Annotated in this window: 12 protein-coding genes; 9 read left to right on the plus strand and 3 right to left on the minus strand. The window is 38.3% G+C overall.

Features of this window, described 5'->3' with window-relative positions; all coding sequences use genetic code 11:
• Positions 1 to 1374 precede the first annotated feature (1374 nt).
• The 7 genes from FJR09_RS19850 (at position 1375) to FJR09_RS19880 (ending at position 17849) form a co-directional block, all read left to right on the plus strand.
• Complete coding sequence (locus FJR09_RS19850; protein ID WP_168653787.1) at positions 1375 to 6783, plus strand: type I polyketide synthase; 5409 nt, start codon at positions 1375 to 1377, stop codon at positions 6781 to 6783.
• Between the two features lie 184 nt (positions 6784 to 6967).
• Complete coding sequence (locus FJR09_RS19855; protein ID WP_015081098.1) at positions 6968 to 8698, plus strand: SDR family NAD(P)-dependent oxidoreductase; 1731 nt, start codon at positions 6968 to 6970, stop codon at positions 8696 to 8698.
• Positions 8699 to 8841: 143 nt separating this feature from the next.
• Complete coding sequence (locus tag FJR09_RS19860; protein ID WP_015081099.1) at positions 8842 to 10194, plus strand: polyketide synthase; 1353 nt, start codon at positions 8842 to 8844, stop codon at positions 10192 to 10194.
• Between the two features lie 4 nt (positions 10195 to 10198).
• On the plus strand, positions 10199 to 13501 hold the full coding sequence (locus tag FJR09_RS19865; protein ID WP_168653786.1) for a type I polyketide synthase: 3303 nt from the start codon (positions 10199 to 10201) through the stop codon (positions 13499 to 13501).
• Between the two features lie 178 nt (positions 13502 to 13679).
• Complete coding sequence (locus FJR09_RS19870; protein ID WP_168653785.1) at positions 13680 to 15347, plus strand: PfaD family polyunsaturated fatty acid/polyketide biosynthesis protein; 1668 nt, start codon at positions 13680 to 13682, stop codon at positions 15345 to 15347.
• A gap of 3 nt (positions 15348 to 15350) precedes the next feature.
• Positions 15351 to 16865 carry a thioester reductase domain-containing protein gene (locus tag FJR09_RS19875; RefSeq protein WP_168653784.1) on the plus strand — a complete coding sequence of 505 codons (1515 nt, stop codon included), beginning with the start codon at positions 15351 to 15353 and terminating at the stop codon, positions 16863 to 16865.
• A 192-nt stretch (positions 16866 to 17057) separates the two neighbouring features.
• Positions 17058 to 17849 carry an SDR family oxidoreductase gene (locus FJR09_RS19880; RefSeq protein WP_015081103.1) on the plus strand — a complete coding sequence of 264 codons (792 nt, stop codon included), beginning with the start codon at positions 17058 to 17060 and terminating at the stop codon, positions 17847 to 17849.
• A 23-nt stretch (positions 17850 to 17872) separates the two neighbouring features.
• On the opposite strand, the gene FJR09_RS19885 is transcribed toward FJR09_RS19880, so the two are convergent.
• The 3 genes from FJR09_RS19885 to FJR09_RS19895 form a co-directional block, all read right to left on the minus strand.
• A complete protein-coding gene (locus tag FJR09_RS19885; RefSeq protein ID WP_015081104.1) occupies positions 17873 to 18712 on the minus strand; it encodes a DNA-formamidopyrimidine glycosylase in 840 nt (279 codons plus the stop codon).
• A 116-nt stretch (positions 18713 to 18828) separates the two neighbouring features.
• The gene (locus FJR09_RS19890) at positions 18829 to 19044 is read right to left on the minus strand and encodes a photosystem I reaction center subunit IV (RefSeq protein ID WP_015081105.1); all 216 of its coding nucleotides are present in this window, start codon (positions 19042 to 19044) and stop codon (positions 18829 to 18831) included.
• A gap of 213 nt (positions 19045 to 19257) precedes the next feature.
• Positions 19258 to 19839, minus strand: a complete 582-nt coding sequence (locus FJR09_RS19895; RefSeq protein ID WP_015081106.1) for a PAP/fibrillin family protein — start codon at positions 19837 to 19839, stop codon at positions 19258 to 19260.
• 246 nt (positions 19840 to 20085) lie between these two features.
• On the opposite strand from FJR09_RS19895, the gene FJR09_RS19900 reads away from it, so the two are divergent.
• Complete coding sequence (locus FJR09_RS19900) at positions 20086 to 20325, plus strand: DUF3134 domain-containing protein (protein WP_015081107.1); 240 nt, start codon at positions 20086 to 20088, stop codon at positions 20323 to 20325.
• A 197-nt stretch (positions 20326 to 20522) separates the two neighbouring features.
• Complete coding sequence (mraY, locus tag FJR09_RS19905; RefSeq protein WP_015081108.1) at positions 20523 to 21623, plus strand: phospho-N-acetylmuramoyl-pentapeptide-transferase; 1101 nt, start codon at positions 20523 to 20525, stop codon at positions 21621 to 21623.
• Positions 21624 to 21761 lie beyond the last annotated feature (138 nt).

Raw genomic sequence — 21761 nt, forward strand, 5'->3', positions numbered from 1 at the left:
CTATCAGTTTTATCTTGAATTGGCATTTAATTAAGTAGCCTAAAATACGATATCTCTAGGGAGAAATAAAAATCTTCAATTCCCAAGTGGTGATGATGCTAATAACTTGGGGAATGAATAAACTTCTCTGCAATTATCCCAAATAACTTTGATATTGTCAACTAAATTTAGTTGCTTTAATTAATAAAATCCTTGACTAGATACTATATTTAATTACTCATAAATTAATCTAAAAATCTGTATTTTTTTTAGCAAATTCTCGTAAATAAATGCAAATTGTCCATATTTCATCACAATTGATATGGTTACAGGTTAGTGTTCAATATCCAACAAATTAATGTTTGGTTTATAAATAACCAATTGTCTAGAAAAGGTGAGTTATCTTATAAATTCATCAAAAACCAAGACTTGATTATGATAGTTTGCTCAAAAAACACCCAATTATGTGCAAATATTTCTATTGTATATTTATTGATTAGTTACTTATGAGACAATTTAGATAAAATCCCTGAATTATCAGGAAAAGATTGATGTTAAATCCGTAATTACCCAAGATATGTTATTCACAAATTCGGTTCTAGATTATACTCAGATAATTATGTTTTATTTAAAAGGAGATCAATTAACAAATATTTTCCTCCAAAAATTAGCAAAAATGAACTATTCCATTTTCATAAGCTGTGCTAGTCTTTTTATTAATTCAACATTTATGAATGAAAAATAAATTGTTGAGTTTATTTCTATAAACAGAAGAAATACTAAAATCCACTCAGCTTTGTACAGCAGAATTGCCTAAAGAAACAAAACCTATTCTTTGATAAACCGGGGTTTTGCATCTCACTAAGTTACAAACTGCTAGACTATTGAAAAGCTGTTTAAGTATTTTTTCACTATTCACAGAATTTGCCACAGAGTGCTGATTATTTTGTAACGATTTTGGCAGCTTTTATCAGTCTAATCATCTAAAATAGGTTATCCTGGACTTTAAAAACTGGCAACTGCTATATCAACATACAGAACATTATTCCTCCATAGGTAAAACATTCAATGATTAAGAGATAAAACCGTTTCTGTATTCATACATATCCTTCAGATTAAGTATGTTCTATTGCCAGTTCGCTTGGTGTTAAGGAAATGTAGCTTAGTAACACCCAAGCAAAATTATGAAATGTTGGGTTGCGTTCCTTAACCCAACCTACCTAAAGCTTCAAAAATGAATTATCAATTATTAATTGGTAAATATGCTGCGGTGCTGATGTAAATTCAAGCATTTAAACTTACCTGCGGTGATTGGGTGAATGTAGATAGTTATTCTATCTGCTAATAGCTTAATTTACTGCACAATTTACGGTACTCAAAATTAGTCTATGTCCTATGTCTTCCCCCCTTCAAAAGATAGACACGATAAATAGTTCTTTGACGGAATTAGAAGCCCAAATTAATAGTTTTGAACAGGCTGTGCTGAAGTTTATAGAGGAAGGAAAAATGAATTCAGGAAACCTAAAAAATTCGATAAATTCCATGTCAACTAAGGAAATTAATAGAAAACTACACACAACTCCCATAGCTATTATTGGTATGGCTTCCTTAATGCCTCAATCGAGAACATTAAGGGATTACTGGCAAAATATTGTTAATAAAATTGACTGTATCACTGATGTTCCTTCTACTCATTGGAGCGTAGAAGATTACTATGATCCTAATCCGAGAACAGCAGAAGATAAAACCTATTGTAAACGTGGTGGTTTTATTCCTGAAGTTGATTTTAACCCTATGGAATTTGGTATTCCTCCCAGCATTTTAGAAGTTACAGATGTTTCTCAACTATTAAGTTTAGTAGTTGCTAAAGAAACAATGGAAGATGCTGGTTATAGCGAATCCCGTGAATTTAGCCGCGAAAATATCGGCGTGATTTTGGGTGTAGCTATGGGCAAACAATTGGGAATGCCATTAACTGCCAGATTGGAATATCCGGTTTGGGAAAAAGTTCTCAAAAGCAGTGGTGTATCTGACGAAGATACTAAAAAGATTGTTGATAAAATCAAATCTGCTTATGTGAAATGGGATGAAAATGCTTTCCCTGGAATGTTAGCAAATGTGGTGGCTGGCAGAATTGCTAACCGTCTCAACTTTGGCGGTACAAACTGTGTAGTTGATGCGGCTTGTGCTAGTTCCTTTGGGGCATTAAAAATGGCCATTAGTGAATTAGTTGAACATCGTAGCAATATGATGTTAACCGGTGGAGTAGACACCGATAACACGATCATGGCTTACATCTCATTTAGCAAAACTCCAGCAGTTACTCCTAGCGAGAATGTGAAACCATTTGATGCTAAATCTGATGGGATGATGTTAGGTGAAGGGATTGGGATGATTCTCCTCAAACGCTTAGAAGATGCCCAAAAAGATGGGGATAAAATCTATGCGGTAATCAAGGGAATTGGTACTTCTAGTGATGGGCGTTATAAGAGTATTTATGCCCCTAGAAAAGAAGGACAAGTTAAAGCCTTAGAACGGGCTTATGATGATGCTGGATTTTCTCCGGCAACTGTGGGTTTAATGGAAGCACACGGTACAGGAACAATGGCAGGAGATCCCATAGAATTCAGTTCTTTAAGAGATTTCTTTGGTAAACATGACACCCAAAAACAACATATTGCTTTGGGAAGTGTAAAATCACAAATTGGACATACAAAAGCCGCCGCAGGTGCAGCCAGCCTTATTAAAACTGCCCTAGCATTGCATCATAAAGTATTGCCAGCAACCATCAATATTACCGAACCAAATCCCAAATTAGATATTGAAAATTCCTCCTTTTATCTCAATACTCAAACTAGACCTTGGATCAAGGCAGAAGGTGAAACTCCCCGACGTGCGGGGGTGAGTGCCTTTGGTTTTGGTGGCACAAATTATCACGTTGTTTTGGAAGAATACGAACCAGAACAACAAAGTTCTTATCGTTTACATGGTGCAGCCGGTGAAGTGCTATTATTTGGTGCTACTCACGCGGAATTAATTAGCAAGTTAGAAGCAACTTTAAATAATTTGCAAGCTAACGACGGCGAAAGATTCTATTCTCAATTATTGTTATATTGTCAATCTTTAGCTATTCCTACAACTGCCCTAAGAATTGGTTTTGTATCTGAGAATTTACAAGAAGCTTGTAAGTTACTGCAAGTTAGTCTTGGTTTACTCAAAAGTAAGCCTGATGCAATTTCTTGGGAACATCCTCAAGGTATTTATTACCGTTCTTCGGGAATGGATTTAGGTGGAAAAGTTGTCGCTTTATTCTCTGGACAAGGTTCTCAATACTTGGAAATGGGCAGAGAAGCGGTGATGAATTTCCCCAGCTTGCGACAGTTATATGGCAAGATGGATCATCTGTTCAAGCAAAGCAATTTACAACCAGTTTCTGAAGTTGTTTTCCCTCATTCTACCTTTGATGAAGTTGAGAAAAAAGCCCAAGTTGCAACTTTGCAAAGAACGGAATATGCACAGCCGGCAATTGGGGTTTTTAGTGCTGGGTTGTATGGAATTTTGCAACAAGCTGGGTTTAAGGCAGATTTCACCGCAGGACATAGTTTTGGTGAATTAACCGCTTTGTGGGCTGCGGGAGTATTGAGTGAGGCTGATTATTTGTTCCTAGTGAAAGCTAGAGGACAGGCAATGGCCGCACCCAAAGACCCAGATCATGACGCTGGTAGTATGTTAGCGGTGAAGGAAGATATCAGCAAAATTGAACCGGTGCTGAAGCAGTTTCCAAAAGTAAGTATTGCTAACTTTAATTCTCCTACCCAAATTGTTTTAGCCGGTCCAAAGTTAGAAATTCAAAAAGTTCAAGATGCTTGCGAAAAGTTAGGATATAGTGCAGTTTTATTGCCTGTGTCTGCGGCTTTCCATACTCCATTAATAGCATTCGCGCAAAAATCCTTTGCCATTGCTACTAAATCGGTAACTTTCCACAATCCCCAAATTCCGGTTTTTAGTAATGTCACTGGTAAACATTATCCCCAAAATGCAGCGGCAATTCAAAAGAACTTAGAAAGCCATTTGGCTAGTTCTGTATTGTTCAAACAAGAGATTGAAAATATCTATGGGGCTGGTGGTTATTGCTTCGTAGAATTTGGACCAAAACGGGTTTTGAGTAACTTGGTAAAAGATACATTAGGCGATCGCCCCCATCTTACCATATCTCTAAATCCCAGCGCCTCCAAAAACAGCGATCGCTCTTTGCGAGAAGCCGCAGTTCAGTTGCGAGTTATCGGCATGAATTTGGGCAATCTTGACCCCTACAAACTCCCTGCCGTATTGCATCCCATTTCCAGCAAAAAGACCCTCAGCGTCAAATTAACCGGGATTAACTACATTTCTGATAAAACCAAAAATGCCTTTACAGAAGCATTAGCGGACGGACATAAAATTTCCGGAATTCAGGAGTTCAGAAGTGCCTCCTCTGGAGGAGCCTCGCTAACAGAAGTTCAGGATTCCAATAGGGGTTTAGCAATGCTAAACCCGTCTATAAATTTAGAAATAGAAACCCCTGTAATTGCCAAAATTCCCCCAACTAATGGACATAACGGCAACGGTAACGGACATAAAAAACAACCCCTCATTGAAACCCAGTTACAGCCACAGATGACTACTACTGCAACCATCATAAAAGAACCTCAAAAAGAACCCAGAGCAGAATTGTTCACGCAGCAACTCGAAGGGAAGATGCAAACACCAGATAAACTGATAAATTGCCAACAAATTCTCACCAGCTTAGGAACACTTTTGAGCCAGTTCCAGCACAACCAAAGCGAGAATTTAGAAGTTCACGGCACATATCTTAATAATCAGATAGAATACGCGAAAACCTTCTTCCAATTAATGCAGCAGCAAAACACCTTATTTGCTAATGCTAAATCTTCCGCTGAAGCTGCTCAAATTAAGCAAGTGATCATGGAAAGCTTAGAGCGGAGTATGATGCAGTTTCATTCCCAACAAGGTGAAACCCTCCGCATTCATGAACAATATCTGCGGGAACAGATAGAATATACCAAACACTTTTTCCAACTCATTCAAGAAGAATATTCTCAACTCATTTCTGATACCCAAGCAGCAGCACCAGCAAATATATATGCTGCTCCAGAAGAAGCACCTGTAGCTCCTACTGTCACCATAATTCCCCCTCAAGCATTACCAGTAATTGAGCCAAAAGTTCAATTAGCAGCACCTATTCCCCCAGTAATTGAAGTTGCAAAACCTGTAATTGCTGCACCAGTAATTGAACCTGAACCAATTATTATTCCCCAGTCCCCAGTTGCATTCATACCAGAACACGCAACTAGCAGCCTAAATCTTGATGATCTAGCTAACAATCTATTAAGTATCACCAGCGAAAAAACTGGTTATCCTATCGAAATGCTAGAACTCGATATGGACATGGAAGCCGACTTAGGTATTGACTCCATTAAACGGGTAGAAATTCTGGGAGGATTGCAAGAATTATACCCCAACTTACCTAAACCAAACCTGGAAGAACTGGCAGAAAAACGCACCATTGGTCAAGTTGTCGAATATCTGCAAGGACAACAACAGGTAACAGCAGAAATCACACCAGAACAAATTATCATTCCTCAAGTGCAAACCCAGGTAATAGAGGAAGTAATACCAGAATCAATTTCCATTCCCCAGTCCCCAGTCCCCAATCCCCAGTACCAAGATTTAGGACAAACCCTGTTAAACATCACCAGTGAAAAAACTGGTTATCCAGTGGAAATGCTGGAACTGGACATGGACATGGAAGCCGATTTAGGCATAGATTCCATCAAACGGGTAGAAATACTGGGAGCAATGCAGGAAGCGTATCCTGACTTACCCAAACCCAATATAGAAGAATTAGGCGACTTACGGACAATCGGGCAAATCGTTAACTACCTCCAATCACTGGTGGGAGGTGAAAAAAAAAAGTCGCAGTTTGATGTTAACTCGATAAACTCCCTTAATCCCCCCTTGTCAAGGGGGGAAACCACAGAGGTGGTTGATTTAACCCCACCTCCTATCGTAGACATCAATCTTCCCCGTCGTCCAGTTAAGCTAAGAACCTTACCCAGACCGGATTTTTTGGAAGCGCAGTTACCCCAAGGACACATTGGTTTAATCACTGATGATGGTTCTTTAACTACCACCAAACTAGCCCACGCACTGATAGAACAAGGTTGGAAAGTTGTAGTTTTGAGTTTCCCCCAATCATTAGTTCCCGAACAATTGCCATTACCCGCAGGTGTTACCCGCGTCACATTGGCAAACATGAGTGAACAACATCTGCAATTATTATTGCAAAGTGTGACTACTAAACATGGAGCGATTGGGGCATTCATTCACTTACATCCTCAATTTACTCCTGAAAAACCTGGACATATTTCCTATCCAGAAGCAGAAAAGGCAATTATTAAACAAGTGTTTTTAATGGCAAAACATCTGAAAACAACTTTGAATAATGCGGCATCTTTAGCAGGAAGAACAAGCTTTTGCACAGTTGCCCATCTGGACGGTGAATTTGGCTTAGGACATCAAGGTAATTTTAGTGCAATTAGTGCTGGTTTGTTTGGTTTAACGAAGAGTTTGCGCTGGGAATGGCCACAGGTATTCTTCCGAGCAATTGACCTGAATCCCACTTTAGATCCTCACGAATCTGCTGAATATATCGTTGCTGAATTGCACGATTCTAATCGCTATATTGGCGAAGTTGGTTATGGTAATCAAGGACGGGTAACGCTGGTGGCAAAAAGTGAGTAATGTCTAAACTGTGATTTGTTTGATTAGTTTGATTTTTTTGATTGAATTATTTGCTGAGTTTACTGGATTCATTTCTTGTTTATTTTCTCATCAATCAATAAATCATCCCCATCAAACAAATCACATAAATCATAGTTTAGACGAATTAATCATCCAAATCAAATAAATCCCATAAATCATAGTTATGACTGCAACTGTTCAAGTTAGCCCATCTTCTGTCTTTGTTGTCAGTGGTGGCGCAAAGGGAATCACTGCTCAATGTACTATTAAATTAGCTCAACATCAACCTTGTAAGTTTATTCTTTTAGGTCGTTCGGAAATTACCACAGAACCAGAATATGCTCATAATTGTTTAGATGATTCGGCTTTGAAAAAGCGCATTATGGAAAATTTGATTTCTCAAGGTGAGAAACCAACACCCATGATGGTACAAAAGATATTTAATCAGATTAATTCTAGTCGGGAAATTAAGAAGACTTTAGCAGCTATTGAAGCTACAGGAGGAAAGGCTGAATATATTAGTGTTGATGTCACTGATACTGTAAAATTGCAAGCCAAACTTCAAGAAATTTCTGATAAAGTTGGGCAAATTACCGGCATTATTCACGGTGCTGGTAACTTAGCAGATAAGTTAATTGAAAAAAAGACAGAAGATGATTTTGAGAAAGTTTACACTGCTAAAGTTCAGGGTTTAGAAAATCTCCTATCTTGTGTTAATCCCCAGCAATTACAACATTTAGTATTGTTTTCTTCCGTGACGGGATTTTATGGTAATATCGGTCAAAGTGATTATGCGATCGCTAATGAAATTCTCAGTAAATCAGCCCATTTGATGAAACAATATAACCCTAATTGTCATGTAGTCGCAATTAACTGGGGTGGTTGGGATAGTGGCATGGTGACACCACAATTAAAAAAAGCATTTGCAGAAAGAGGAATTAGTATTATTCCCGTAGAAGTTGGGACACAAATGTTAGTTAATGAACTACATCCAGCCTATCAAGATCATCCACAAGTTGTGATTGGTAGTCCCATGAAACTACCACCTGCTCCTTTAGGTTTAGAACTTCGCAGCTATCGCATTCGCAGAAGAATGACATTAGCAGAGAATCCATTTTTGCATGATCATACAATTGCAGGTTCACCAGTTTTACCAGCAACCTGTGCTAAATCATGGATGGTAAATGGCTGTGAAGAAATTTATCCAGGTTACACATATTTCAGTTGCCAAGACTTCAAAGTTTTAAAAGGAATCACCTTTAATTCTACCTTGGCTAAAGAACATATTCTAGAAATCCAAGAAGTTGCCAAAGTTGATGGTAATTTTGTCGAATTTCAGACCAAAATATTGAGCAAAACCCCCGAAGGTAGAACTCATTATCACTTTAGTTCTCTGATAAAACTGGTAAAAAATATGCCAGAAGCACCCATTTATGAAGCAATGGATCTCAGAGAAGATAATATCGTCACTGATACAGCCAAAGACTTCTATCAAAATGGTGATTTATCCCTATTTCATGGTCCTGCATTCCAGAAAATTACCAAAGTTTTAAATATCAGTCCAGAAAAACTCACAGCCGAATGTTGTTGGCAAGAAATTACAGCCAAAGAACAAGGACAATTTCCCGTAAAATGGCACAACCCTTATATAATTGACTTGAGTACCCAAACATTATGGCTATGGTTAAATTATATCCATAAAGAAGTTTGTTTACCAGGACAATTAACATACTGTGAACAATATCTAGCAGTACCATTTAACGTCCCCTTTTATGTGTCCTGTGAAATCATAGGCAAAACCGACACAGGTGCAACAGTCAACTTCATTATCCATAATCGTGAAGGAAAAATATACTCGAAAATCTTAGGAGCAAAAGCCGTAATTTGGCCAATGAAAATGTTAAATAAAAAGTAAAATAATATGAAACTCTAATTCTTTGCGCCTTTGCTCCTTTGTGCCTTTGCGCGAAACAAATTCATATTATTAATCCTTGCCGATTGGGGGAATAGCGTAAATCCTTTTCAGTCACGTCTTATGCCCCAACGAGGATTTCAAAAGTGGAAAAAATAGCAATCATCGGGTTATCTTGCCTATTTCCCGATGCTAATAATCCTGAAGAATTTTGGCAGAATCTCACCGCAGAAAAAGATTCCACATCATCTATAACTGTAGCGGATTTGGGAATAGATCCCGCTATATTCTACGATGAAACCAAAGGTAAACCGGAAAAATTCTACTTTCAAAAAGGTGGATTTATCCGCGACTTTAAATTTGATGCCAACGAGTATAACTTACCTGCGGCATTTGTTGAAAGCTTAGATAATACCTTTAAATGGTCATTGTACGCTGCCAAACAAGCCATTATTCAAAGTGGCTATCTGGGAAATCAAACTGCACTTGCAAAATGTGGCGTAGTTTTAGGAACTTTGGGATTACCAACCAAAGCTTCTAATAGTCTATTTGCTCCTATTTATCAGCAAAATATTCAACCTGCAATTAGTGAACTATTACAGGAGAAAGACTTTCGTTTAGGAGGTTCATCAACCTGCACAAAAGTCTCTCCATACAATGCTATGGTTTCCGGTTTACCCGCTGCTATAGTTTCCAAGGCCTTTTCTTTATCTGCAACTCATTTCTGTATAGATGCTGCTTGTTCGTCATCATTTTACGCCATTAAATTAGCATCCCATTATCTACAATCTGGCAAAGCAGATTTGATGTTAGCTGGTGCAATTAGTTGTGCAGATCCATTATTTGTCAGAATGTTATTTTCTGGTATTCAAGGATATCCAGATAATGGCATTAGTCGTCCTCTCGATAAGTCATCACGCGGGTTAATTACCTCCGAAGGAATTGGGATGGTAATGCTCAAAAGACACAGTGATGCTGTGAGAGATGGTGACAAAATCCTGGCAACAATTTGCGGTAATGGACTATCTAATGATGGTAAAGGTAAACACCTTCTTAGTCCTAATCCTCAAGGGCAAACTCTGGCATATCAAAGAGCTTATTCAGAGGCTAAACTTAACCCCCAAACTATTGATTATTTAGAGTGTCATGCTACTGGCACTCTATTGGGAGATCCCACAGAATGTAACTCAATTGAAGGCTTTTTTAGTCCATATCAAGCAGCACCATTAGTAGGTTCAACCAAAACAAATGTTGGTCATTTACTTGTGGCTGCGGGCATGGTAGGCATAACCAAGACAATTTTAAGTATGTCTCATGGGGTTATTCCTCCAACTATTCACGTGACTCAACCCATAGGTTCTGAAAACAATGTTGTCTCTCCAAAAAGCATTGTCAGAACGCCTACAGAATGGCCGAGTCAAGAAACTAAAAGAGTAGCTTTAAGTGCGTTTGGTTTTGGTGGAACAAACTCTCATATCATTCTAGAACAGGGGAAGTAAGCAAATGAATATTCAGCAACATAAGACTGCAAAAATGGCAATTGTGGGCATGGATGCCTTTTTTGGTGAATGTCAAGAATTAGATGCCTTTGAGAGCAGCATTTATGATGGAAAACAGCATTTTATTCCTCTACCAGAATCAAGATGGCATGGTATTAATGAACAAGAAACTTTACTGCGCGAGTATGGTTTAGAAGCAGGAAAAGTCCCCCAAGGAGCATATATTGATAATTTTGAAGTTGATACTTTAGCTTACAAAATTCCTCCTAATGAAGTTGAAAAAATCAACTCTCAACAACTTTTATTATTAAGAGTTGCTGACCGCGCCCTCAAAGATGCCGGACTTTCACCTAATAATAATGTAGCGGTAATTATCGCCGCAGATACAGAATTATCTGTACATCAACTCCAACAAAGATGGAATTCATCTTGGCAAATAAAAGATGGTTTGAATGGGGCAGAAATTGCCTTATCACCAGAAAAAATCAATCAACTAGAAGGCATTGTTCAAGATAGTATTCACAATCAAGTTGAATTGAGTGAATATCTGAGTTACGTTACCAATATTATGGCTAGTCGGATTTCCTCTTTATGGAATTTTTCTGGTCCATCTTTTACCATTAGTGCCGTCGAAACAGCCGCTTTTAAAGCCCTAGAACTAGCGCAAATGCTGCTAGATACTAATGAAGTAGATGCTGTAGTTGTGGGTGCTGTTGACTTAGCAGGAGGGGTAGAAAATGTCTTATTGCGAAGTCAATTTGGCACAATTAATACAGGAGTCAATACTTTAAGTTTTGACGAAAAAGCCAATGGTTGGAATGTGGGAGAAGGTGCAGGTGCAGTTGTTCTTAAACGTCATGATACGGCGTTAGCAAATAACCAACGTATCTATGCAGTAATTGATGGTATTAGCATTGGTCAATCTCCCTCAATGGCTGTAGATAGCCATACCATTAGCCAAGTATGTCAACAAGCTTTTCAACAAGCCGGAATTGAACCCACAAAAGTCAATTATTTGGAAGTCTGCGCTAGTGGTATTCCCGCAGAAGACGAAGCCGAAATTAGCGGTATCCTTCAAGCTTATCCTGCCGTTGGTGATGGTTTACACTGCGCTATAGGTAGCGTTAAAGCAAATATTGGTCATACCTTCGTTGCATCTGGAATTGCCAGTTTAATAAAAACTGCACTGAGTATTTATCACAGATATATTCCCGGAACTCCCAATTGGTCTGGTGTCAAAACACCGCAAGTATGGGAAGGTAGTCCTTTCTATGTTGCAACTGAGTCCAGACCTTGGTTTTTGCAAAAAGAGGTCAAATCTCGAATTTCCGCGATTAATAGTATTGGTTGTGACGGTTCTTTTGCCCATATCATCTTATCAGAAGAAACCGCACAACCAGAACGTACCAGCACATATTTAGAATCAAGACCTTTGCATTTATTACCCATTGCAGCAGATGATCAATCTAGCTTATTAGCAGCGTTGGATCATTTGCAAGCAACAATTGAAAATGCTGATTCTCTCAAAAATATTGCTAGTCAAACCTTTGTTAAATTTCAACAAAACTCTGAAAGCAAATATACACTTTCCCTAACTGGACGCAACCAAAAAGAATTAATTAAAGAAATTAATTCTGCCAAAAAAGGTGTAATTAATGCCTTTGCAAATGGCAAAGATTGGCAGACTCCCATAGGTAGTTATTTCACCCCCAAACCTCTGGGTAAAAATGGAGAAATTGCCTTTGTTTATCCCGCTGCTGTTAATACTTATTTAGGAATTGGTCGGAGTCTTTTCCGTTTATTTCCTAAAGTCTTAGATGATGTCATTATCAAAAGTCTTGACGAACGAGCAGCAGATGTGGAAAAATTGGTATTTCCGAGAAGTTTGAGTAAATTATCAACTCGACAATTAGAAACACTAGAAAAGAAATTGCTGGATGATTCCTTAGCAATGTTTGAAGCAGAAGTGCTTTTTACCAGATTAATCTCCACAATTATCACCGAGGATTTTAACATTAAACCTAAATATGTCTTAGGATATAGTTTAGGTGAAACTAGCATGATGGTTGCTCAAGGAGTATGGAGCAATTTTTATGAAGTTAGTCATACCTTTAATTCATCAGCTTTATTTGGAGATAGATTATCTGGTTCCAAAAACGCTGTCCGTGAGTATTGGGGACTACCAAAAACTGACACAAATCCAGAGAATAAGTTATGGGCTAACTACGTTCTTATGGCTACTCCAGCTCAAGTTAGAGAATGTTTAAAAAATGAAACCCGTGTTTACCTAACACAGATTAATACCCCAGAAGAAGTATTAATTGCTGGAGAACCAGCAGCTTGTGAGCGAGTAATTAAAACCCTGGGTTGTAATTCTTTTCCTGCTCCTTTTGATCATGTGATTCATTGTCAAGCAATGCAATCAGAATCTCAAGAATTAGAAACCTTATACACATTACCAGCACAAAAAATCCCCGGAATCAAGTTTTACTCCGCTGCTGAATATCAATCAATTGAAATTGAAAGCAACCAAATTGCTCACAATATTGCCACAGGATTATGTCAACAACTCGACTTTCCCCGCTTAGTTAATCGCGTCTATGGTGACGGAGCAAAAATCTTTATTGAAGCCGGTGCAGGTGGTATTTGTTCACGCTGGATAGATAAAAATCTGGGTAATCAAGAACATCTTACCGTATCCCTAAACAGACGGGGTACAGATGACCATAGTTCCCTAATTAAAGCATTAGCAAAACTATTGAGTCATCAAGTAAACTTAAATCTCACTCCTTTATATAACTTATCCTCAGAAAACACCCAACAGAAAAAAGCTGCACTGAGGAAAGTTACATTAGGTGGTAATTCCATGACTTCTGCAATTTTGAATGCAGAAAATCGCCAAATATTTGCTAATAACCAAAAGCAAACAATTTCTCCTCATCAAGAGTATAAAATCATCAATTCTCTACAGACATCGGAGAAAATAGCGCCCACAGAAATTTACCCCAAACCACAGAAAAATACCATGAAAACGATCATGGAGAACGGTTTGGAATTGTCAAAGAAACTAAAATTCTTTGAGTCAACAAAAATCATTAAGCAAAACATAAATCAAGAATCTAGTGGAAAAATTAGCATGAATGATTTAAAAATTGCTCAGTATCAAAACCTGAGTAACAACACTGCCAAATTAACTAAAACACACACAAGTTTCTTAGCAGCTAGACAAGATTTTAGTCAACAAATGAGCGAAATCATTCAATTGCAACTAGCTTGCGCTCAAAACCTACTCAACGAAGAAAAATAACCAAAAATCGGCGTTGCTAAATTGACGTGAAAAATATGGCTACACCATGCAAAATCTCAAACTTTGCGCCTTAGCTCCTTTGCGTCTTTGCGCGAAACATATTCATATATTTGATCAGCAACGCCAATTTTTTTACTTCATTTCAAATACCCTGCTTATAAATTGAGGAATAACTACCGTGACAACAATCGAGACGGTACTAAATAAACATGATAATGGACTGGGTTTTTTTACCTGTAATCATCAAAACCAAATTTGGAAGGGTTCATTAGATTGTGTTAGCTTTGAAAAAAGTGCCATTAAAGATAAACTATTAACATCAGATAAACCCTGCTATATTATTAAAATATCCGGGAAAATTGGTGCTACTAATGATGGTTATTTAGCACCTGCTGATCATAGTTCATCTGGACAAGCAGAACTTTTAATCTCACTCCCTACCCTACGATTACAACAACTTGGCGACCCTAGTTTTCTCGCTGCTTATGGTGTAAAATACGCCTATATGACCGGAGCAATGGCTGGGGGTATTGCTTCCGAAGAAATGGTAATTGCTCTGGGAAAAGAGAAGATTTTAAGTTCCTTTGGTGCAGGTGGTTTACTTCCAGAACGGTTAGAAAGTGCGATTAATACTATTCAACAAGCATTACCTCATGGACCCTACGCTTTCAATTTAATTCACAGTCCTAATGAACCAGCTATTGAACGTCGGGCTGTAGATTTATATTTGAAATATGGTGTCAGAATTGTAGAAGCATCAGCATTTTTAGACTTAACTCCTAACATCGTTTATTATCGAGTTGCTGGGTTAAGATTAAATGCAGCTAATCAAATTGATATCAGAAATAAGGTCATTGCTAAAGTTTCCCGTCGGGAAGTTGCGACTAAATTTTTGCAACCAGCACCAGAAAGAATCCTCAAAGAATTACTTGAGCAAGGACTAATTACAGAATTGCAAGCTAATTTGGCAAGACAAGTGCCAATGGCTGATGATATTACCGTTGAGGCTGATTCTGGTGGTCATACAGATAATCGTCCTTTAGTATGTTTATTACCTTCAATTATTGCCCTCAGAGATGAAATTCAAGCCCAATATAATTACTCAGTTCCTATTAGAATTGGCGTGGCTGGAGGCATTGGTACACCAGAAGCAGCTTTAGCTGGTTTTATGATGGGTGCTGCTTATATAATGACGGGTTCAATTAATCAATCTTGTGTGGAATCTGGTGCTTGTGAACATACTAAAAAATTATTAGCACAAGCCGAAATGGCAGATATGATCATGGCTCCCGCAGCCGATATGTTTGAAATGGGAGTCAAATTGCAAGTTCTCAAACGCGGGACAATGTTCCCCATGCGCGCGCAAAAATTGTATGAATTATATCGCACTTACGACTCTATTGAACAGATTCCCGCAGCCGAAAAAGATAAGCTAGAAAAACAAATTTTCCGTAAAAGTCTTGCGGAAGTTTGGGAAGGTGCAGCGGCTTATTTATCCCAAAAGAATCCTGAAAAATTGGGTAAAGCTGTTAATAATCCTAAGTTGAAAATGGCTGTAATCTTTCGCTGGTATTTAGGGTTATCTTCCCGCTGGTCTAGCACTGGTGAAAAAGGTCGGGAAGTTGATTATCAAATATGGTGTGGACCAGCTATGGGTGGCTTTAATGACTGGGTGCGTGGCTCTTATTTGTCAGAACCTAATCAGCGTCATGTTGTTGATGTTGCTGACCAAATTATGAAGGGGACAGCATTTTTATATCGTAGTCACAGTTTAAAAATGCAGGGTTTACAAATGCCTGCTTATTACAGTCAATATCAACCAATTCCTTCTATATTGGAGAAGTAAAAAATGAATTTAAAACAGTCTTATAATGCTGAAAGTATTCAAGCATTTCTAGTTTCTCATCTTGCGGAAGTTGTCGGAGTCGAAACCGCAGAAATTGATGTTGACGAAAACTTAGAAAATTATGGTTTGGATTCTGCTCAAGCCATGATGATCATTAGTAAATTAGAAGAATTACTAGGATTTAAACCTTCTCCTATTTTACTTTGGCATTATCCTAACATTGCTGCCCTTTCTCAGCGATTAGCAGACGAATCAAGTGATGATTCTCAAGTAAAAGATGCAGGGTCTGGGACAAATTCTCCTGTTAGTTTTGCTCCTCCTCTGCTAGATTTGGGTGCGGAAGCTGTTCTAGACCCCACTATTCAACCCGTAGGTACTGCTGTTTCTGTTACTAACCCTAAAAATATCTTTTTAACTGGGGGAACAGGTTATTTAGGCGCTTTCATTATCAAGGAATTACTAGAAGTATCGGACGCAACTCTTTATTGCTTAGTCCGTGCTAGTAATTTGGAAGAAGGTAAAAGCAAATTAGAAAACAATTTGCAACAATATGGCATTTGGCAAGATCATTATAGTGGCAGAATTATTCCTATAATTGGTGATTTAGCACAGCCACATTTGGGGATTAGTGCAGAACAATTTGAAAATCTAGCTGCTAACATTGATACTATTTATCATAGTGCCGCTTTACTGAATTATGTTTATCCTTACTCAGCATTAAAAACAGCGAATGTTTTGGGTACACAGGAAGTTTTGCGGTTAGCTTGTCAAACTAAAGTTAAGCCATTGCATTATGTTTCTAGTGTGGCTGTTTTTGAATCAACGGCTTATGCTGGTAAGTTAGTTAAAGAAGATGATGATTTTCATGACTGGGAAGGTATTTTCCTCGGTTATTCCCAAACTAAATGGGTAGCAGAAAAATTAGTAAAAATTGCTGGTAGTCGAGGATTACCTATTACTATTCATAGACCTCCTTTAATTTCTGGAGATAGTCAAACTGGAATTTGTAATACCCATGATTTCATCAATTTGATGATTAAAGGTTGTCTGCAAATGGGGTCTTTCCCTGATGTAGATTATATGTTGGATATGTCTCCTGTTGATTATGTCAGCAAATCTGTTGTTTATCTTTCTCGACAAGAAACATCTGTAGGTAAGGCTTTCCATTTACAACATCCTCAACCTGCTTCCTTAAAATCTTTAGTTGATTGGGTACGTTCTTTCGGATTCTCACTGAAGATGATTCCCTACGAAGAATGGCAAGCAGAATTAATTAATAATGTCACTTCTCAAGACAATCCTTTATATACTTTGCGGCCATTTTTACTAGAACGTTGGTCAGATGAACAAATCACTATTCCTGATTTGTATTTACAAGCGAGAAGACCAATTATTAGTTGTGAAGAAACTCTAGAAGCACTAAAAGGCAGTTCTATTGTTTGTCCACCTATTGATTCTCAATTGTTGATGACTTACACATCTTATTTAGTACAGACTGGTTTCCTAAGTCTTGCCTAATATCAATTTTCCATGAGGCTGCATATAATTATGAAATCCATTATTTTATCCGTATTTATCCGCGTTAATCTGCGTTTATCTGCGGTCAATTATTCTGGAAATCTTAATTATAAGCAGCTTAATTTTTATTTAGTATAATGGTGTTGGTAAGATTTATCCGTGCCAATTCCAGCTAATTCACTTTTTTGTAAAATGAACATAAAATGCCAGGGAACAGTTTTAATTACGGGTTCAGCTAATGGTATTGGTTATCAGTTAGCCCGGATTTTTGCTCATAATAATTATAATCTTGTATTAGTAGATAGAGTAGGAGAAAAACTCACAAAAATAGCTGTTGATTTTGCAGAAGAATTTGGAATTTCTGTTAAAACTATTATCAAAGATTTATCTATATCTACATCTCCTCAAGAAATTTTCTCGGAATTACAAGAAGCTGGTATTAAAGTTGATATCCTGGTAAATAATGCCGGATTTGGTACTTATGGGTTATTTAATGAAACTAATCTTAATACTGAACTAGAAATGCTGCAAGTAAATCTAGTTTGTCTGACCCATTTAACAAAATTATTTCTCAAAGACATGGTTAAACAAGGTTATGGGAAAATATTAAATGTTTCTTCTGCCGCTGCTTTTCAACCAGGTCCATTAATGGCAGTTTATTTTGCCACTAAAGCCTATATTTTATCATTCTCCGAAGCGATCGCTAATGAATTAGAAGGTACAGGTGTCACCGTCACAGTTCTTTGTCCAGGTTCAACAGCATCTGCTTTTCATGAAAGAACCGGCATGGCAGATTCTAAAATGCTCAAGGGTAAAAATATGATGGATGCGGCAACTGTAGCTCAGATGGGATATGATGCTTTAATGAAGGGGAAAATCATTATTATTCCTGGTTTTATCAACAAACTGATGTCAAAATGTGTGCGGTTTATTCCTAGGAAAATGGTGACGAAAATTGTGAGAAGTATGCAGGAAGACAAGTAATTTAGTTTTCAATGCTAACCTACTTAACTTTGACATTGGGAACAAAAATGACTAGAACGCCCACCTAACTTAATTCGCTGGATCACGTTACCACAAACCTTACAAGGTTCGCCAGTGCGATTATAAACCCACGCTTCACCGCCATAATTACCGTTAACGCCTTTAACACTCAAGAAATTACTAAAAGTTGTCCCACCTACCGCAATACTCGCTGATAAAACTTGAATAATTGCAGTTCGCAAAAGTTCGATTTTTGGAAGTTGCAATTCTGTACAAAGAGTTGTTGGTAAAATCCCACTTTTAAACAAAGCTTCATCTGCATAAATATTACCTAATCCTGCCACCATTGACTGATCTAATAATCCAGTTTTAATGGGACGACGGGATTTTTTTAATTTATCGGCTAAATACTCTACAGTGAACTCTGGGGAAAAGGGGTCAACTGCCAATTTCGCCAAACCTGTCATAATACTTTCTACAGCTACATCATCAGGAACATACCACATTTGCCCGAAGGTGCGCTGGTCAACAAAGCGTAATTCTTGCCTTTCCCCAAAAAATAACCTGACTCTGGTGTGTTTGTGTAAAGGTTGATCTGGGGTTAACCAAAGTAACTGACCGGTCATGCGGAGGTGAACTCCTAAATAACTGGGGGAAGGGGAGGAAAGTTCAGCGAGGAGATATTTACCACGACGATGCCAGGTAGCAATGGTATTGCCTTTAATTTTATTAATAAATTCATCAACAGAAACTGGGTAGGCGATGGTGCGTTGTAGCAACACATCTCCTCCCGTGATTTCTTGACTCAGGGTTAATTGATTTAAACCCCGACGGACTGTTTCAACTTCAGGCAGTTCAGGCATTCAAGCAAATAATATTTTTAGGGGCAGGTATGGTCAACGAGAGGAAATGGGCAAGATTTTCACCTTGACATCTCCTCCTATTATCCCATTAAACAATCCCCTTGATGCTTGGCTGTTTATTTTGCTGCGGCTTTGGGTTTAGGTGCTTCGACCTCAATTAACTCATCTACAGCAAAGTTGTTGGTATTGAGATCAGAATAGTTAACTTTCTCAAAGCGAACAATTACAGGGTATTTGATGGCGGTTTTGTCAACAGAAACCACTGTACCAAGATCCTGAAACCAGTAGGACTCAGGGCGGAGAATACGTACTTTAGAACCACGTTGAACCATGATGGATCTTCCCTTTTGAAGTATGAATGCCGTTAAAGTAGGGCTGATTGTTCTCACTCTACATCCTGAAGGTGTTGGCTTGTGGTTTTGTTAAGTTATTTGTCAAATTGGTGAATTTTCATGGGGAATAAGTTGTTAATCTTCTTAATTTACCCCTTGACAAAGTACCTATAATAGATTAACCTCATTCCCAAGTACCCCTTGCAAAATGTCTTATGTCTTACTTAATACAAAAACACTACCTTCGTTCCCCCTGCCAATCCGGAGATCATCATCTATATAAGTAATATCTAACCAACCTTGTTGTTCACTTTGAATGGGAAAATCAAAAGCTGTAAATTTTTGCCCCGATTCAATTTGTTGGATGAAGTTTCCTGGTGTTGTATAGCCAATTAGGCTTTGTAACCCGATGATAGAACGTTGGAATTTTACTTGTACACGCCGTTCTGAGACTGGTTCAAATTTAGCAACAACGCTAACTAATCCTGCAAATAAAGGAATGCCATAAATCTCAGCTATATTATAAATACTGTTGGTTTCTTTGCGAATACATTGGTAAATTTGACCAAGTTTACATAAGGGTAAACGATCTATGTTTAATAGAGCTTTGCTTGTGGTGTATAGTAGTCGCCAGTTGCCTTCTAGTAAATTACTAGCTGCTAATGGCCGTGGTGTAGGATTAAAATCTTCTAAGTTAGCGATCGCTGCTAGAATAGCTTGTTGTTGTGGCTGACTTGCTAATAAACCGCGATTAGTGCCAACAATTAGATCAATAAGAGTTGATTTGCCTATCATTACCCAATGCCTCAAGAGAGTTTACATGATTAAATAGCATTAATAAAATATTAATGTTCTTTGTCTATAACCAGACAATTCATGAATAATGCCTTTTTGACTACCGTTCGGTAATTAAATGAAAATTTTCTTTGATTCGGATTCAGCAGTTAAAGACCTGTATGAAGGAATAAATTAACTCGTATCAAGTCAGTATGATAGACTCTTAGTGTCTAGTTATATAAACCCTCGTGTGTGATTGTTAATATGTTAGATTCTCCCCTCCGTGAAGCCCCCCGAAACCAGCGAGCATCAGTTATTCCCTTAAAACAAGAGTCCTCTATGTTGGACTGGTTGCGGCTGAGTGGCAGACTGATAGCCCGTGATATCCATGACACCGACTCGCGGGAAGATGTAGAAGTAATATCCGATTTTCTGGGCGTGGACGACGGAATTGGTGATACTGACTATGATGATGACGATGATGTAATTGCTGAGGAGGACTAGTACCGCAGGGCGGAAGTCAAAAGTCAAAAGTCAAAAGTCAAAACTAATATACAGTAGGCTTTTTGGCGATTGAATATGGTTGCTTTATTTACGCCGTGATGTACTAGTACCGCAGGATCTTGTGAACTAGTAACCAAAACCGGGTTGGATTATTTTGTTGAGGTTTTTTAAAGTGTGGAGTGAAGGGACTTTTTTTTGTGGACGCTAAATTATCTCCTAATCAAAGTTTGAATTTTTCGGGAATTGGGTTAGCCTCCTTGCTGGCCTTGCTACTCAGTACGACAGCCTTGATTTCAGATTGGATGGGAAATAGAACCCCATGGGCTACTACTTCCCTCACCCTACCTCTTTTATTATCTGCTGTGGGTGTGGCGATTTTGGGACAGTGGGTAATCCCTCTGCTACAAACGCTCAAAACCGGGCAAATCATCCGGGAGGATGGACCCCAGGCACATCTCAAAAAGGCGGGAACACCAACTATGGGGGGTATATTTTTTATCCCTGTAGCGGTGATAATTGCTTGTATATTATCCGATTTTTCAGAAAATGTGCTGGCAGTTTCGGCTTTAACACTCAGCTACGGCTTAATTGGCTGGATAGACGACTGGCAAATTTTGCGTCGGAAGTCTAACAAAGGAATTTCTCCAAAGATGAAGTTAGCTTTGCAAGTTATCTTTGGGGCGGTATTTTGTGCGTGGTTGGTATTTAAGGGTGATTTTAGTATAACTAATATCCATGTACCTTGGGTGGGTTTATCCTTACCTTTAGGACTGTTGTTTTGGCCTGTAGCCGGATTTGTCCTAGTTGCCCAGAGCAATGCTACTAATTTAACAGATGGGATTGATGGTTTGGCGGCGGGAACAGTAGCGATCGCTATTTTCGCATTAGGTGTGATCATTGCGCCAACTTCCCCTGACTTGATGGTTTTCTGTGCTGCTGTCAGCGGTAGCTGCTTGGGCTTTTTAGCCTACAATCGCAACCCGGCTAGTGTTTTCATGGGTGACACGGGTTCTTTAGCCCTGGGTGGCGCTTTAGCTGCGGTTGCACTGTTAACTAATACTTTAGTAGCACTGTTTATCCTGAGTGGTATCTTCTTTGTCGAAACTCTCTCTGTGATGGCACAAGTTGGTTATTATAAAGCTACAAAAGGACCAGATGGCAAAGGTAAGCGATTATTTAAAATGGCTCCTTTACATCATCATTTAGAATTAACTGGTTGGTCAGAATTGCAAGTAGTGGCTGTGTTTTATATGATCGCCACTTTTCTAGCTTCCGTTTGTATTATGTCCATAAAATAATCAGTTTTGTTTTAATCATCAGATTTTTCACAAATAAAAATTCACAACCTCCAAATTTGGGGGTTGTTTTTGTTTTGAGATTGGGGGTTCTGTCCAGAACGTAAATTACCCCAATTCCCAATACTCAAATTGTCATTT

The organism is Dolichospermum sp. UHCC 0406, from assembly GCF_009712025.1.
In the GTDB taxonomy this organism is placed as follows: Bacteria; Cyanobacteriota; Cyanobacteriia; order Cyanobacteriales; family Nostocaceae; genus Dolichospermum; species Dolichospermum lemmermannii.

Coding starts and splice junctions, on each gene's coding strand:
- FJR09_RS19850 (WP_168653787.1), top strand. CDS start 1,375: ATGTCTTCCCCCCTTCAAAAGATAGACACGATAAATAGTTCTTTGACG.
- FJR09_RS19855 (WP_015081098.1), top strand. CDS start 6,968: ATGACTGCAACTGTTCAAGTTAGCCCATCTTCTGTCTTTGTTGTCAGT.
- FJR09_RS19865 (WP_168653786.1), top strand. CDS start 10,199: ATGAATATTCAGCAACATAAGACTGCAAAAATGGCAATTGTGGGCATG.
- FJR09_RS19875 (WP_168653784.1), top strand. CDS start 15,351: ATGAATTTAAAACAGTCTTATAATGCTGAAAGTATTCAAGCATTTCTA.
- FJR09_RS19880 (WP_015081103.1), top strand. CDS start 17,058: ATGAACATAAAATGCCAGGGAACAGTTTTAATTACGGGTTCAGCTAAT.
- FJR09_RS19885 (WP_015081104.1), bottom strand. CDS start 18,712: ATGCCTGAACTGCCTGAAGTTGAAACAGTCCGTCGGGGTTTAAATCAA.
- FJR09_RS19890 (WP_015081105.1), bottom strand. CDS start 19,044: ATGGTTCAACGTGGTTCTAAAGTACGTATTCTCCGCCCTGAGTCCTAC.
- FJR09_RS19895 (WP_015081106.1), bottom strand. CDS start 19,839: ATGATAGGCAAATCAACTCTTATTGATCTAATTGTTGGCACTAATCGC.
- FJR09_RS19900 (WP_015081107.1), top strand. CDS start 20,086: ATGTTAGATTCTCCCCTCCGTGAAGCCCCCCGAAACCAGCGAGCATCA.